Annotated in this window: 17 protein-coding genes; 12 read left to right on the top strand and 5 right to left on the bottom strand. The window is 41.6% G+C overall.

Annotated elements, in window-relative coordinates; translation table 11 throughout:
* On the bottom strand, window positions 1-849 hold an 849-nt coding region (locus tag V7K69_RS17950; protein WP_335036671.1), incomplete at its 3' end, for a leucine-rich repeat domain-containing protein.
* A gap of 65 nt (window positions 850-914) precedes the next feature.
* Between V7K69_RS17950 and V7K69_RS17945 the strand changes: the two genes are divergently transcribed.
* The 3 genes from V7K69_RS17945 to V7K69_RS17935 all read left to right on the top strand — a co-directional run bounded on the left by V7K69_RS17945 (window position 915) and on the right by V7K69_RS17935 (window position 1,976).
* Window positions 915-1,148 (top strand): hypothetical protein, encoded by a 234-nt coding sequence (locus V7K69_RS17945; RefSeq protein WP_335036669.1) that lies wholly within the window; start codon window positions 915-917, stop codon window positions 1,146-1,148.
* A 118-nt stretch (window positions 1,149-1,266) separates the two neighbouring features.
* On the top strand, window positions 1,267-1,584 hold the full coding sequence (locus V7K69_RS17940) for a DUF433 domain-containing protein (RefSeq protein ID WP_335036667.1): 318 nt from the start codon (window positions 1,267-1,269) through the stop codon (window positions 1,582-1,584).
* Window positions 1,584-1,976 (top strand): DUF5615 family PIN-like protein, encoded by a 393-nt coding sequence (locus V7K69_RS17935; RefSeq protein WP_015198411.1) that lies wholly within the window; start codon window positions 1,584-1,586, stop codon window positions 1,974-1,976. The genes V7K69_RS17940 and V7K69_RS17935 overlap by 1 nt, the downstream gene beginning before the upstream one ends.
* A 129-nt stretch (window positions 1,977-2,105) precedes the next feature.
* Here V7K69_RS17935 and V7K69_RS17930 read toward each other — a convergent pair whose 3' ends face one another.
* Window positions 2,106-2,291 (bottom strand): hypothetical protein, encoded by a 186-nt coding sequence (locus tag V7K69_RS17930; RefSeq protein WP_335036665.1) that lies wholly within the window; start codon window positions 2,289-2,291, stop codon window positions 2,106-2,108.
* A gap of 592 nt (window positions 2,292-2,883) precedes the next feature.
* Between V7K69_RS17930 and V7K69_RS17925 the strand changes: the two genes are divergently transcribed.
* The 7 genes from V7K69_RS17925 (at window position 2,884) to V7K69_RS17895 (ending at window position 8,332) form a co-directional block, all read left to right on the top strand.
* Window positions 2,884-3,732, top strand: a complete 849-nt coding sequence (locus tag V7K69_RS17925; RefSeq protein ID WP_335036663.1) for a DUF6920 family protein — start codon at window positions 2,884-2,886, stop codon at window positions 3,730-3,732.
* Window positions 3,733-3,788: 56 nt separating this feature from the next.
* Window positions 3,789-4,520 (top strand): ZIP family metal transporter, encoded by a 732-nt coding sequence (locus V7K69_RS17920; protein ID WP_335036661.1) that lies wholly within the window; start codon window positions 3,789-3,791, stop codon window positions 4,518-4,520.
* A 28-nt stretch (window positions 4,521-4,548) separates the two neighbouring features.
* Entirely contained in the window at window positions 4,549-5,055 is a 507-nt protein-coding gene (locus tag V7K69_RS17915) for a hypothetical protein (RefSeq protein WP_335036659.1), read from the top strand.
* Between the two features lie 119 nt (window positions 5,056-5,174).
* The gene (locus tag V7K69_RS17910; protein ID WP_335036657.1) at window positions 5,175-6,119 is read left to right on the top strand and encodes a DnaJ C-terminal domain-containing protein; all 945 of its coding nucleotides are present in this window, start codon (window positions 5,175-5,177) and stop codon (window positions 6,117-6,119) included.
* Window positions 6,116-6,427, top strand: a complete 312-nt coding sequence (locus tag V7K69_RS17905) for a chaperone modulator CbpM (protein ID WP_335036655.1) — start codon at window positions 6,116-6,118, stop codon at window positions 6,425-6,427. Before V7K69_RS17910 ends, V7K69_RS17905 begins: the two co-directional genes overlap by 4 nt.
* Entirely contained in the window at window positions 6,424-7,254 is an 831-nt protein-coding gene (locus V7K69_RS17900) for a potassium channel family protein (RefSeq protein WP_335036653.1), read from the top strand. Before V7K69_RS17905 ends, V7K69_RS17900 begins: the two co-directional genes overlap by 4 nt.
* 217 nt (window positions 7,255-7,471) lie before the next feature.
* On the top strand, window positions 7,472-8,332 hold the full coding sequence (locus V7K69_RS17895) for a Tab2/Atab2 family RNA-binding protein (RefSeq protein WP_335036651.1): 861 nt from the start codon (window positions 7,472-7,474) through the stop codon (window positions 8,330-8,332).
* A gap of 150 nt (window positions 8,333-8,482) precedes the next feature.
* Here the strand turns inward: V7K69_RS17895 and V7K69_RS17890 are convergent, their stop codons facing one another.
* Window positions 8,483-8,650: a hypothetical protein gene (locus V7K69_RS17890; RefSeq protein ID WP_335036649.1), complete on the bottom strand. Its 168-nt coding sequence runs from the start codon at window positions 8,648-8,650 to the stop codon at window positions 8,483-8,485.
* Here V7K69_RS17890 and V7K69_RS17885 point away from each other — a divergent pair.
* Both V7K69_RS17885 and V7K69_RS17880 read left to right on the top strand, forming a co-directional pair.
* Window positions 8,649-9,962, top strand: a complete 1,314-nt coding sequence (locus tag V7K69_RS17885) for a TldD/PmbA family protein (protein ID WP_335036647.1) — start codon at window positions 8,649-8,651, stop codon at window positions 9,960-9,962. The genes V7K69_RS17890 and V7K69_RS17885 overlap by 2 nt on opposite strands.
* 197 nt (window positions 9,963-10,159) lie before the next feature.
* Window positions 10,160-12,787, top strand: coding sequence for a chloride channel protein (locus tag V7K69_RS17880; RefSeq protein WP_335036645.1), 2,628 nt, complete (start codon window positions 10,160-10,162; stop codon window positions 12,785-12,787).
* A 225-nt stretch (window positions 12,788-13,012) separates the two neighbouring features.
* Here V7K69_RS17880 and V7K69_RS17875 read toward each other — a convergent pair whose 3' ends face one another.
* Both V7K69_RS17875 and V7K69_RS17870 read right to left on the bottom strand, forming a co-directional pair.
* Window positions 13,013-14,173, bottom strand: a complete 1,161-nt coding sequence (locus V7K69_RS17875; RefSeq protein WP_335036643.1) for a glycosyltransferase family 4 protein — start codon at window positions 14,171-14,173, stop codon at window positions 13,013-13,015.
* Between the two features lie 19 nt (window positions 14,174-14,192).
* Window positions 14,193-15,404, bottom strand: a complete 1,212-nt coding sequence (locus V7K69_RS17870) for an O-antigen ligase family protein (protein WP_335036641.1) — start codon at window positions 15,402-15,404, stop codon at window positions 14,193-14,195.
* Window positions 15,405-15,601: the final 197 nt, after the last annotated feature.

Below are 15,601 nucleotides of genomic sequence, written 5' to 3'. Positions count from 1 at the left end.
AATCGCCTCTGGTATCTCGGTTATTTGGTTGGAAAAGAGGTAAAGGTGGTTGAGATTGGTTAATTTTGTAATCGCCTCTGGTATCTCGGTTATTTGGTTGCTACCGAAGTTAAGGTAGGTGAGATTGGTTAATTTTGTAATCGCCTCTGGTATCTCGGTTATTGGGTTGCTACCGAGGTTAAGACCGGTGAGATTGGTTAATTTTGTAATCGCCTCTGGTATCTCGGTTATTTGGTTGGAAAAGAGGTAAAGGTGGTTGAGATTGGTTAATTTTGTAATCGCCTCTGGTATCTCGGTTATTTTGTTGTAATTGAGGTGAAGCTCGGTGAGATTGGTTAATTTTGCGATCGCCTCTGGTATCTCGGTTATTTTGTTGTATCTGAGGTGAAGCTCGGTGAGATTGGTTAATTTTGTGATCGCATCAGGTATCTCCGTTATTTTGTTGCTATCGAGGTAAAGGTGGGTGAGATTGGTTAATTTTGCGATCGCATCAGGTATTTCAGTTAGCTCTACTCGAATTAAGATAAGTTCCTCTAAATGTAGTATTTGCGTTATCACATCGGGAATGCTCTTTAAAGGATTGCCACTAATATCCAACTTATGCAAATTAGGCAAATCCAATAGTTCGAGTGGAAGCGTTTTTAAATTGTTGCCTGAAACTTTTGGGAGATTGAGGTCTCCTACTCGTTCATAACCTTCAACTTTCTTTCCCAAAATCAAAGACTCAAGCTGCTGCAACTTACCAATTTCCACAGGTAACTCAGTCAACTCTTGCCCCGACAAGTCTAACTCTCGCCAACCCTCAGCCACGGCGCGATCTATCAGTTGCAATAACTCTTGCTGCGTCATAATTCTAAGGAGAAGGGTAAAAGGAAACAAGATTGATGAAGATTATCTTAACTGATTAGGGAAAAATGATCGTAAAAGGCGATCGCTGTTTGGAATATTCTGGATTTAGGCGATCGCTGTTCAATACTGTTTGGGTAAGGTTTTTTGGTGATATGTCCTATGATCACAAAGACGCGATAAATCGCCGTCTCTACAATAATCAGTCCTTTGTAGAGACGGCGATTTATCGCGTCTCTTGCCTTAACCGAACCTTATTGGATCGCTATTTGGCATATTCTGGATTTAGGCGTTCGGGCTGAAATGATGGGAAAAGGCGATCGCTTATCGGAAATTGAGATTGGGCTTCAAAACAGTCGCTAAGATAATTACTATAAAATTTCAAGTTAGGATGAAATAAGGGAGAGAGATTTTGTTGTTATGAATAAGAGGACTCAACTGCTCGAAGTAATTGCAGCTTTACCAGAGGAATTAGTTGACCAAGCATTAAATTACGTGCAAATGTTACAAAATCCTATTCAGATTACACCAAGAGTTTGCGGGGGACAAGCGCGAATTAGAAATACACGAATTCCCGTATGGACTTTAGTAGCATATCGTCAACAAGGTGCCCCGGATGAAGAATTATTGTCAAATTATCCTGGATTGACTGCGGAAGATTTAAGTGCAGCTTGGCATTACTACGAACAAAATCCTGAAAAAATCGATCGAGAAATTGCCCAAGACGATTTAGTTTAATGGCATTACAATTTTACTCCAATGAAAATTTTCCCATCGCAATGGTAAACTTACTCAGATCGGAGGGACACGATGTATTAACTTCCTACGAAGCAGGTCAAGCAAATCAAGGTATTCCTGACGATGTTGTTTTGCAGTATGCCACAGCGACAGGTCGCATTTTGATTACGGAAAATCGCCAAGATTTTATCGATCTACATCGCACTGCACCAAATCATGCTGGCATGATTATTTTTAAACACGATCGTGATTATGCTGGGAAAGTCAAGGCAATAATTGATTTTTTGGATGAGGATAGTCGAACCTTAGAGAATCGTTTGTTGCGGGTTATGAAGCAAAATATAAAAGCAGTCGGACAGATTTTTTTTGTACAGGAGTATGGTAAAAGTTGATTGCGATCGCTGTTGAATATTGCGGACTTAAGCGATTGCGCTCAGATGATGGGAAAAGGCGATGTCTACGACGGTCACTTAGCGCAGCCGAAGTGCGGGCTACGCCTACGCAAAACATAATAGCCATCATTACCAATCAGCTTGAATTGCTTCCTGTAAATTAGCCGCCTCATCATCACTTAAAATACCCGCAAATTTTGCTAGAGGATGATGACTACGCGTTGTCTGAACCCGATGCAAAAAATCTAACATTACTTTAATTAACTCATCTGGAACCTCTGCAAGTTCTTGGATAAGCTGCTCGCGCCTAGTCATACATTTGCCCTCTTTAGCAAAGTTTAGCGTCAATATTATAACGAATCAGGCTCAAAACGAATTACACAGGTTGAGCGTAGGCGTAGCCCGTCGCAGACATCGTTTCTGACTGTCTCTGTTATTATACCTGCGATCAATTTTTGGCATTCTTTACAAAATTTACTATTAAGTTTTATATCGTATTCAATCAATTCATTCAGGAAATAGAACAAACACCCGTCACACTAAAACCAATATGGAAAATGAAACAAAATTGACGCTAATTAAAACCATTCACACGTTGATATGGGTATTCTTCAACTTTGTGATTTTCTATATGCTTTATGCCGCAATCGCAAATAAACTTGATCTCTGGCTCTGGATTGGTTATGGATTTGTATTTCTAGAAAGTCTAACCCTACTAACCTTTAAATTACACTGCCCATTAAATCTGCTTGCCCGAAAATACTCAAATTCCACAAAAGACAATTTTGATATTTATCTTCCAAGTTGGTTAGCCAAATATACTAAGTTGATCTATACATCTATTTTCATAACTATTTTTATCATCACAATCTATCAAATTCTAAATTAACAAATATAGGTAAATATTATGTGGATGAAATGGATTGCAATGATTGGTGTTTTAATCATAGTCTGCCTCGGACTTGCTGCAATCTATGGTAGCTATCGCTGGCAGTCAAACACTGATAACTTACGAGCCAAATTAATAAATGGACGGCGAACAATTAAGCCCCAAATGTATGACCAAAAAGAAATTGAAGGCTTACCAGATCCCGTACAGCGATTTTTTCGGACAGTAATCAAGGATGGACAAGCGATCGCATCTGCGGTCAAGCTCTCTCAGCAGGGACAGTTCAATATGAGTGAAACTGAAGATAAGTGGAGTCCGTTTACTGCCACACAGCTTGTAATCACGCAGCGCCCCGGTTTTGATTGGGATGCACGTATTCAGATGGCTCCAGGAGTTAATGCCTTTGTTCATGATACATATCTGTTAGGGGAAGGCAGCTTACACGCATCATTACTCGGTCTTTTCACCGTTGCAAAAATGCACGGTGCGCCTGAAAACAATCAAGGTGAATTGTTGCGGTACTTTGCAGAAACTACTTGGTATCCCACTGCCCTATTACCCAGTCAGGGTGTACGCTGGGAAGCAATTGATGACACCTCCGCTCGCGCTACTTTGACGGATGGTGCAACAACTGTCTCCCTCGTATTTCAATTTAATGCTGAAGGGGCGATCGCTACTTGTCGGGCTGAGGCTCGTTATCGTGACAAGCTGACTGCTATGCCTTGGGTTGGTCGATTCTGGGAATATTCAGTTTGTAATGGGATGCTTATTCCCTTAGAAGGCGAGGTGGGATGGGAGTATCCAGAAGGCACTCGGCTTTATTTTAAAGGAAGAACTACAGAGATTCACTATGAGTTCGCGTCTTGATGGACTGCAATCGAAACAAATATCAAAAAGTCTGTTACGACTAGCGGAGCCTGACCATGCAGGAATTTCTATTTGCTCTCACACTATCAGCTTTGCCCGTTGTCAGCAACTTCATGGGAGCAATGCTTGCTGAAGCTTTACCGTCATCAAAACAAACATTAGGGCTTGCACTGCACGCTGCTGCTGGCGTACTGCTAGCGATCGCATCTACCGAACTAATACCAAGAGTTGCCTACGCTAAACCTGTTTGGGCAGCTATTTTAGCGTTGTTTTTGGGTGGAGCTTTTTTTGTCTGGATTAATCAGCTTCTTAATTTAAGCAAAAATAGACTGCGTGGCGTTGATCATAATAGTGTTAGTTGGGTGATTTTTCTGAGCATTGCCATTGACTTATTTGGCGATGGCTTAATGATTGGCACCAGTTTGACGATCGCGCCTCATCTAGGCGTGATGCTGACATCGGGGAGAGTTGTGGCTCATATTCCCGAAGGATTTGTCACCAATGCAGAGTTTAAAAGTCAAAATATGCCGCGAACACAGCGATTTTGGTTACTTGCGGCATTTCTGATCCCTGTTTGGCTGGGTGCGACGCTGGGCTATTGGGGATTACGCGGACAAACTGATCTACCCAAGTTAATTGTACTTGCATTTACAACAGGCACTTTAATGGTGGCGATCGTTGAAGAAATTCTTCCTGAAGCCCATCAAACTCAAGATACAAACTTATCTACGTTGACGTTTATCGGGAGTTTTGCACTTTCAATGTTGTTCTCATCTTATCTTGAATAGCCGAGTAACTCTGTATAGAATCCACCTGATGAAAAAACCATCTTTCTTAACACAACCATTCTTTTTATTAGGAATATCTTTATTTATTTATATAATGGCACTTAGCTTGCCAGCACTAACTTTTGAGATAGTCGAACACAAGACAATACACACAGGTTCAACTTATATCATGAAGGGGGTTGAAGTTACGATTGGGGGAATACTTGGATTGTTATTTCTTCAAGCGCCGGCTATTGGCTGGTTGGCTAATCCACTTTATTGGTATTCCTGTAAATTTTTTCTACAGAAGAAATACAAGTTCTCAATAGCTTCTGCTTTTTGTTCAATTATTGTAGGTTTTACAGGCACAATCTCAACATATTGGTTTGCGTTACCTAATGGTAGTAATCCTGATAGTCAGCTTCTATTAATCAAGTTACTTCCTGGTTTCTGGTTATGGCTTGCGGCTCCTGCCTTTGTGATGATTATTGCTAGTGGCTTTGCTTATTGGAAACACAGTCATCGCCTTGAAAGAAAAAGTGTGAAGCTTCCCTAGACTTCGTGAGAGCAATTGTTCGCATGATTGAATTGGAACTTATCTCTAACTGAAAATACACCCACCGCAAAAAACCTGCAATTCTCCTAAATTGCCGCTACGTGAACAAGAGGTAACTGATGCCAACTACAACAGATTTTAAAGACTACTATGCCATTTTGGGAGTAAGCAAAACCGCAACCCCTGAAGAAATCAAACGGACTTACCGCAAACTTGCCCGCAAATATCATCCTGACCTCAATCCTGGAGACAAAGACGCAGAAACAAAGTTCAAAGAACTCAATGAAGCGAATGAAGTACTCTCCGACCCAGAGAAGCGGCAGAAGTACGATCGCTTTGGTCAGCACTGGAATCACCCTGGTTACACTGAAGCGCCGCCACCCAGTTCCACTAACGTTGGTACAACCGACTTCGATCAGTACGGCGATTTTGATTCGTTTATCAACGATCTGCTGGGTCGAACGAGACGTAAAACCTCCACTGGTGGCTTTGATGATTTTAATGGAGGATTTCGTTCTCAAGCACCCGCACCGGATACTGAAGCTGCGATCGCCCTCACATTTTCTGAAGCATTTCACGGTGTCCAAAAGCGTTTGCAACTCGATGAGGAAACGATCAACGTTCGTATTCCCGCAGGTGCAAAACCAGGTAGTCGAATTCGGCTCAAGGGTAAAGGTCGTCCTAGTCCATTTTCTCAACAGCGCGGCGATTTATATCTAACTATCGAGGTGTTAACCCATCCCTTCTATCGATTTGAGGGCGATAACCTCGTTTGTGACATTCCCATTCGCCCCGATGAAGCGGTTTTAGGGGCAGAAATTAACGTGCCTACCCCCGATGGTAGCGTGACAATGAAAGTTCCTAAAGGGGTGCGATCGGGGCAATCGCTGAGACTACGCGGCAAAGGCTGGACATTGCCAAAAGGGGGACGAGGTGATTTATTTGCCAAACTTCAGATTGTCACCCCGCAAGACCTGAGTGCGATCGAGCAAGAATACTACGAAAAAATCCAGGCAAACACTAGCTTTAACCCACGTACCCAATTAGAGGAGATAAAATTATGACCTTCAGCCTTTCAAAAACCGTGGTTTCACTAGAAGGTGAGCAACTCTACAGCTTTGAATATGCTGCATTAATCACTAAGACTTCGATTACCCTAGTGAAGTTTTATGTTGAATTAGGCGTAATTGAACCCATTGGTGATTTACTGCATTCCCGCGAGATTGCGCGAATTGCTCAGATTCAACGCTTGCGTCGAGATTTGGGGCTGAACTTAGTCGGAGCGGCAATGGTGCTAGATATGACGACTGAAATCGCTCAATTACGGGCACAGCTCAAAATGTATCAGTCTCATTCATCGAATTCATTATGAGCTATCTGAACCAACGGTCAAAGCCGGCATTAGATCAAGAGCGCAGCGAAGTGCTGCAACAGTTAGAAGATTGGCTAGAAACGCCGATGTTGGTGCTGGGCTTTGCTTGGTTGGGACTTTTTATTGTTGAGCTAGTTTGGGGACTAAATCCTCTATTAGAAGCGATCGCCATTATCATTTGGATTGCATTTATCATAGATTTTGGGATCAAATTTCTCCTCGCACCTCACAGAATTTCTTACCTTCGACATAATTGGTTGACCGCTTTTTCACTATTTATTCCAGCACTGCGAATCTTTCGGATTTTGCGAGTCATGCAGTCTTTGCAATCAGTTCACGCGGTTCGAGGGTTACAGTTGTTGCGAGTGATGACACGAACCAACAAAGGAATGCGAGTCCTGGGAGCCAGTATTGGGCGGCGAGGGTTTGGCTATGTGGTGGGATTAACTGCGATCGTTACTCTAATTGGAGCGGCTGGAATTTATGCGTTTGAGCGCGAACTTCCTGATGGTGCGATCGCCGATTATGGTACTGCGCTGTGGTGGACGGCAATGGTAATGACTACGATTGGGTCTGATTATTTTCCGAAAACGGCAGAAGGGCGGGTACTATGTTTTTTCCTGGCACTGTATGCGTTTGCGATCAGTGGTTATGTGACAGCAACCCTGGCAACATTCTTTGTTGGTCAGGATGCCGAGAATGAGCAAGCAGAACTAGCAGGTATGAAATCAATTAAAGCCTTGCAAGCAGAAATTACCGCACTGCGAACTGAGATTCAAACTTTAGCACGACGAGATTTAGACAGGAATAGCACTAAGAAAAGCTGAAACATCGTCAGGGCAGGGTGTGGGAGGTGTGGGAGGTGTGGGAGGAGGGGGAAGAAGTCTTACCCCCCACACTCCCCACTCTGACTTGTCTCCCTTGTCTCTTCTTAATGCCCAATGCCCCATTCCCAATTCCCAATGCCCAATGCTCCATGCTGCCCCAACACTCGTATGATCTACATATCAGGAAAACATAACAGCCAGATTTTTACCGCAAAACATGGGCAGTATTTGGGAAATCGATTTTTACTCCCGTCCGATTTTGGACGATAATCAGAAAAAAATTTGGGAAGTCTTAGTCTGCGAAAGCCCCTTGGATATTGGCACAAAACCAAATTCTTTGTTTCGCTATGCTCAATATTGTCCCAGTACCCAGGTAAACTCGGGCTGGTTGCGGACAGCATTGCAAGAGGCTATTAACCAAGCTGGAAAAGCACCAATCAAAATCCGCTTTTTCCGCCGCCAAATGAACAACATGATTACTAAAGCCTGCCAAGATATAGGCATTCCCGCCCAGCCTAGTCGCCGCACTTTGGTTCTTAACCAATGGCTAGAAGAGCGGATGAAGGAAGTGTATCCTCAAGAGGCAGGGTATCAAGGGGGGACTAATCCCTCAGTCCGCTTGGAGAAACCTTTGCCGCAACGTTTACCAGATGCTTTGGAAGGGCAACAGTGGGTATTTGTTACCTTGGATGCTGCGGATCTGGCAGAGATGCCAGAGTGGGAAATTGGCTTTGGTGAAGCTTTCCCTTTAGAATTGGTGAAAGTTTCACCCGAAGCCCGTATTCCGGGTATTTTGATTTTCTCACCGAGAGCGTTACCCTTGGCTGGCTGGATGTCTGGTTTGGAGTTGGCTTTCTTAAGATTTGACACCAGTGAAGAGCCGAGATTGCTTTTAGAAACGGGGGTAAATGAAAGCTGGATTGTGGCAAATATCAAAAAACCTCAAGTCTTGGCAGAGGCCAAAGGTTTTGAAGAAGCCAAGCAAAAAGCTAACGGAGTGCATTTTATTGGTATACAGTCTGATCCCAAAGCAGAATCTTTTGCTGGTTTTTGGCTATTGCAAGAGGTTAATCTTTGAAGATGGGAATGGGGAATGGGGAATGGGGAATGGGGACTGGAAAGACAAGGGGGAAAAGGAGAATGACTAATGACTAATGACCAATGACAAATGACAAATGACTAGATCCGTTGAGACATGACAATGATTTGGGATAATTAACTGCGTCCATCAGTTTTGATCTGCGGTTCCAAATCGTAACTGTAAGGAAACGCTGATGATTTTTGGATAGTTATCTGCGTACATCGGCAGAAAGCCCGATCGTTGGTTTTTAGCGATCGCACTTTCTCCAAGGTGCGTTGATATGCGGTTCAAAATCCACAATTCACTAAGGGTCATGGGTTCTGAAAATTTGTCACAAGATACACTAGCCGAACAGTTGCTGGAACTAGCTATAAAATCTGGAGCAGAAGCTGCTGAGGTGTATCAGTCGCGATCGCTTTCTCGTCCAGTGTTTTTTGAGGCAAACCGGCTCAAACAGCTAGAAACCAACCAATCTGAAGGTACAGCACTACGGCTTTGGCGAAACGGTCGTCCGGGATTGACGGTGGCTTACGGTTCTGTATTAGCCGAGGTGATGGTGGAAAAAGCTCTGGCATTAAGCCACCTGAATGAACCGGAAACTGTAGAATTAGGCTCTAATTTTCAGCCCTCTTACCCAGATTTAGGAGAAAGTGTACCGATAGAGATTTTGGTAGACTGGGGCAAAGAAGCGATCGCACTCATCCGCGATGTCTATCCTGATGTTGTGTGCAATGGTGACTGGGAATGTGATATCGAAACTACTAGAATAGTCAACACTAAAGGTTTAGATTGTTACTACACCGATACTACCCTCAACTGCTATGTATCAGCAGAATGGGTACGTGGTGATGATTTTTTAAGTGTTGCTGATGGTCAAACCAAACGGGGGGAACTTCACCCTGAGAGATTAGCTAACCAAATTTTACAACGGTTAATCTGGGCTAGAGAAAATGTCTTGCCCCCTACTGGTCGTGTCCCGATTTTGTTCACTTCTAAAGCTGCTGATATGCTTTGGGGGACTGTCCAAGCCGCTTTGAATGGTAAGCAAGTCTTAGAAGTATCTTCACCTTGGGCAGAACGTTTAGGCAACCCAGTTGTTGCCCCTAGTCTCACTCTCTACCAAGATCCAGAAGCTGGCCCTTACAGTTGCCCTTTTGATGATGAAGGCACTCCGACTCAATCTTTAGTATTTATCCAAAACGGGATTTTACAGCATTTCTATGGCGATCGCACCACCGGCCGCCATCTGGGTACTGACACTACTGGAAATGGTTTTCGCCCTGGTTTGGGCAGCTATCCCACCCCTGGTTTATTTAATTTTCTCATTCAGCCAGGTTCAACATCGTTACCAGATTTGATTCAACAACTAGATGATGGCTTGATTGTGGATCAAATGCTGGGTGATGGTGGCAGTATTTCTGGAGATTTTTCGATCAATGTCGATTTAGGCTACCGCGTCCAAAATGGTCAAGTAATTGGGCGTGTTAAGGATACTATGGTTGCAGGTAATGTTTACACAGCCCTGAAGCAATTGGTTGCACTGGGTAACGATGGTGACTGGAATGGTTCTTGTTATACTCCATCTCTGATAGTAGAAGGGCTATCCACCACGGGGAGAAGTAATTGAATAATTCTTAATTCGTAATTGGGGGAGAGTGCTTTTGTACAGCGATCCTAAATTATTTGTGAATAACAAGATCCCCGACTTCTTAAAGAAGTCGGGGATCTGGGCCTTTAGATAGACTTTTAAACCATCCTCTAAGATTCCACTAAACAGCTTTTTAGGCAAGATTTATAATCCAAAATTTAAAATCCAAAATTGGTATGAATCAGCGTTTTCGCACCTGGTGGCAGCCTAGAAGAGGTTTAGCGATCGCCGAAGCTTGTGTTATCGGTTTGGTTGCTGCCCTATCTGCGGTGTTCCTGAAAGTAGGATCGGGATGGTTGGGGACATGGCGAGTGCATACAACCCACCTTTTCCCGGCATGGCTGGTATTACCTATAATTGGTCTTGTCCTGGGATTTCTCGCTGGATGGATGGTGGATAGATTGGCACCAGAGGCTGCTGGTAGCGGTATTCCGCAAGTCAAAGCAAGTCTAGCCAATGTGCCTGTGAATTTATCGTGGCGGGTAGCAGGTGTAAAGTTACTCAGCGCTATCATCGCCATCGGTTCGGGCATGACTCTAGGACGGCAAGGCCCTACTGTCCAAGTAGGGGCAGGTTTGGCAGCAGGTATGAGTCGTTGGGTTCCCACTTCCCCCGATCATCGACGGCAAATGATTGCAGCAGGAGCGGGTGCGGGTTTGGCTGCTGCTTTCAATGCCCCGATCGCAGGTGTATTATTTATCGTTGAAGAGTTACTCCAAGATTTATCAGGATTGACTCTGGGAACTGCCATTATTGCCTCCTTTATTGGTGGGGTGATATCCCGCCTCTTAGGTGGTGGCTCTCTTGACCTTAACCTGCAATTAACGCAATCTTTCAGCCAATTTTCTATCCCAGAAATTCCCTTTTTCCTACTGTTAGGGATCTTGGCAGGGTTGTTGGGTGCATTATTTCATAGCGGCTTAATATTTAGTATTAAATTTTATAGAAGATTACACATCAGCTTACCCCTGCGGGTAGCTTTAGCTGGATTTATCTCTGGTGTTGTCGTGGCTATGCTCCCTGCATCCTTCCGGGATAATACAGGATTACGGGAGTCCTTAATTACTGGAGGTTCACAACCTACATTAGCAGCGATCGCCTTTGCTGCCCAGTTCATCCTCACACTGATAGCATTCGGTTCGGGAGCGCCAGGGGGATTATTCGCTCCCAGTCTGATTATGGGTTCTTGTTTAGGACATATTATCGGTGTAACTGAGTTATATATCACTGGAGTTGGTTCTCCTGCTACTTACGCCCTAGCGGGAATGGGGGGATTTTTTAGCGCCGTTTCCAAAGTGCCAATCACAGCAATTGTGATTGTGTTTGAAATGACTACAGATTTCAATCTGGTACTACCTTTAATGATTGTTTCTGTAGCAGCTTATCTGGTTGCGGATAAGGTAGTCCCTGGTTCGCTTTATGAGAAACTTTTGGAGTTAAAAGGAATTGCTCTCACCAAACAAGTTCCGATGGAGGGAGCATTAACCAAGTTAACTGCAAAAGATGTGATGCAAGAACGAGTAGAAACTCTGGATGCAGAGATGAGCTTAGAAGAAGCAATGCAGTCCTTTGCTCGTTCCCATCATCGCGGTTTTCCTGTGGTTGAAGATAGCAAGTTAGTAGGAATTGTGACGCAATCAGATTTGCTAAAAATACGGGAGAGTACAAACCATGCACTTCGCGATCGCAATTTAGCCGATATTTTTTTAAAAGAAATTATGACACCTGTCCCGATGACGGTAACACCGACTCACACCCTGGCTAATGTCTTGTATTTACTTGATCGCTATCAAATCAGTCGCTTACCAGTGGTGAATGGACGGAAACTGATCGGGATTATTACCCGTGCAGATATTATTCGGGCGGAAGCAGATCATCTCAATTGTGGAAATGGAACTCCTAAGCTGCAACCAGAACCTTCATACATAGTTTACCAAACGCGATCGCCTAGCACCGGTAGCGGTAGATTATTAGTACCAGTAGCTAATCCCGAAACCGCAGGTGTTCTATTACAAATGGCAGCAGCTATTGCCCGCGATCGCCATTATGAAATAGATTGCGTGCAAGTTATGCTCATACCCCGCCACAGTTCCCCATCAGAAACCCAAGTAAGAACGGCAAAAAGTCGCCGCTTGCTAAGACAGGCGGAAGTCTTAGCAAAAAAGTGGAAAATACCCTTGCACACGCAGATTCGAGTTACCCACGATGTCGCCCAAGCAATTTTAGAGACAATCAACGAACAACACATCAACTTGATTTTAATGGGATGGAAAGGTAACACATCTACCCCTGGTCGGATTTTTGGCAGCGTTGTAGACAACATAATTCGCCAAGCCACCTGCGAAGTCGTGTTAGTAAAATTAGGCACTACTCCACACTCCCCACTCCCCACTCAGCACTCCTTTAACCGTTGGCTAGTTCCAATGGCTGGTGGTCCCAATTCCCCCCTAGCAATTAAGTTGTTACCGGCTTTAATTACATTGGGAAATGATCCACAAATTCGTTTGACACAGGTGTTTAATCCATCTGAACTCAAGCCGGATATGTCAATTTCAGAACAAGCCATCCGTCAGTTGATGCGTCGCCGCAAATTATCGAGTACTGTAGTTGCCCTCCCAGTGCAAGCTGATTCAGTAGCTGAAGGTGTGATTAACCTAGTGAAAACCGAAGGTTACGATGTTGTAGTTTTGGGAGCTTCCCGCGAGGGATTATTGCAGCAGGCAATTCAAGGTAACATTCCCGAAGCGATCGCCTCTGGTGTAGAAAGTACAGTGATTTTGGTCAGGGGTGCAATTCACAAGTGAACTACTCACTTGTTTATTGGCGATAAAATATACCAATAATCAAAGTAAAAATTATCGGTATTAAAATTGGAATGGCAACAATCAGTCCCCACTTACCAAACTTAATTTCCTCACCCTCAGATTTTAGAAACGCAATCCAACCTACAACTCCCATCAAAACCCAAATAAACCCAAAGGAAAGAAATATAATAAATACTGAGTCTTCCATTTTTATTTAAATTATAACTAATGACCATTAACTAACTTTACTAAGTTTGCACGGAACTGATTAAAATCAAAAGCGTCAATAGTTTTTTGTTGCAAGTATTTTGGTTGGTAAATTACTGGATTAGAACAATCGCCTTGTAGGATTTTTATTAAATTATAGGCTATTTCTTCAACGTTATCAGGATCAACCAAACATCCCAACTTCCCTTCAGCCAAAGGATCTATAGAACCATCTTGATTACCTGCCAATACAGGTTTACCACAAGCTAAAGCTTCTAGATAAACAATTCCAAATCCCTCTCCTTTACTAGGCAAAGCAAAAACATCGCACAGATTGTAATGAGCGCACAATTCTTCATCTGGGACAAATCCCGCAATAGTCACACAATCTTGGAGATTTAACTTAGCAACTAAAGCTTTTATTCTAGGTATATCATCTCCCTTACCTGCGAGAATGAAATGAACATCAGGGAGACACAACCGTACTTTAACTAAAGCATGAAGCATTTGGTCATAACCCTTGTATTTTGCCATACGTCCCATGCGCGTCACTGTTAAAATTACAGGCTGTTCATTTGTTAAGTTATATCGCTTGAGTAAGTAACTAGGTTTAGGATTTATTTTAAATTGATTAGCATCAAACGTATTAGGTAAAACAAATATTTTCTCTGAATCAATATTTTTGCCTTCAAGCAAACGTTGGCGGGTATAATTACTAACACTAACAATTTTGTCTGCTTTTTGTAATGCTAGTTTTATAAAATTGTTTTCTATTTCCCAAACTTCTAAGCCATGAGCAACTACCCAATAAGGAATCCCAGTTAGAAGTTTTAAAATATAACAAGCAGTAGCGTAGTTAACGTGAGTTGATATAACTACAGTCGGGCGTTGGAAAATAGCCAAGATAATTATTTTGGCAGCAAATAAAATTGTTTGCAATAATTTTGGCAAGTTTCCAAAATAATGAAATTTTGTTGAACTTAAAAATTGTAAGTTTTGCTGGGTTTTTAAATTCTGCTTATCATACTTGAGAAATACATCATAATCAGCTTCAGGATATACATCTTGTAACGCTTTGAGCAAAAACGTTGAGTAAACTTGAATACCTCCCTTAAAATCAAATATATTCGGAAATATTAAGTAAAAATTACCTTTATTTATTGCAGATTTTTTGAACATAGTAAATAATCTCAGCTTATCATTGCATGACAACATCTTTCCGAGAATTGATAGCTACTGCCAGAAAATAAAACTCAATAGTTGTGAAAGTATAGTCTTCAACAAAAACATCTGGCAATTGAGATGCTAAAAACATAATAATCGGAATGATAATTACGGGATTAGCATATTTAACTTTATATGTTATTTGTACTAAAAAGTTTATAAATAGGAATAATCCAGTAACGCCTTGTTCTACTAACACATTTAAAAATATATTATGGGCGTGATAACCTTTCACTCCAAAAACTTTTACTCCTATATGTTCTGCAAAAACTCCTACACCTATACCAATTATCGGTCTTTTAATAGTTTCAATAATAGCTGCGTGCCAAAGGGCGAACCTTGATAAGGCTGTACCTACAGGGCTAGGAAGCACTATTTCGCTGGGATTGGTTGAAAATAAATTAATTAAGGGAAATATTTTACTATTTCCTAAACCAATTCTATATGTAGATACCGGTATGGATATAATACATAAAAGCCAGACGCTCAAGATCGCAATCATTTGTCTAACACTAATAATTTTATATATTAATAAAAGAAACATTCCGAGAATAAAAACTAACCAAGAATTTCTACTAGCAGACAGAGCTAGGGAAATAAAAAAAATAAATTCGCTTATATATAATTCCAGTTTAGATATATTTTTCTGTTTTTCTAAAATCAGGCTTAAACATAATCCCACAGATATTATTACCCCAAACTGATTAGGATTTTGCATTATTGAACCAATTTGAGGATAATAACTTGGAAATTTTAATAATTTAAAAATCCAACTATCGGGAGATAAAGCTTCTAAAAAACCAAAGACACCAATTATTTGTAAGAGATACAATATACAACGATAATAAAATATTAAAAATGGTTTTTGTGATTTTTTAAAAGTTAAAACTAAAAAAGCAAAAAATACTATGAAGTAAGTGGTATATTTTATACTATAAGTAATAGCGGTATTTGGAAATGGGCTAATCAATGAGGATACCCACATTCCACAATAAATTAGAGCCATAGATATCAAAATGATTCTATGCTTTTTTAAAACTTCGGGGATTGATTTTACAGATAAAGTAATTACACCAAGGCTAAATGCAGGAAGTAATAAATAATGAATACCAATATTGAGTCCAGGAAATTTAATTCGTCCTAAAAGTGAAGAGAATAGTATGAGCAGGAAAAATATATTAATCATAACTTTGTAGTTAGGGACAGTTGTTTGACAACATAAAACCTAGATTAAACCGACAATCTGAGGTTTAAGCAGAGATTTTGATATTTTTTCCAGCTAAAATTATAAACACACAAAAAATATTATCATAATTACTGTCGTTGACAATATTATGTCTTAAACCTATGAGTAAGCTGAGATTTCAGCCAACCAAAATGTGC

It is taken from the genome of Nostoc sp., assembly GCF_036917775.1.
Lineage (GTDB): Bacteria > Cyanobacteriota > Cyanobacteriia > Cyanobacteriales > Nostocaceae > Nostoc.
The sequence above is the reverse complement of the archived record's forward strand: the minus strand, read 5'-3'. Positions and strand labels throughout refer to the sequence as shown.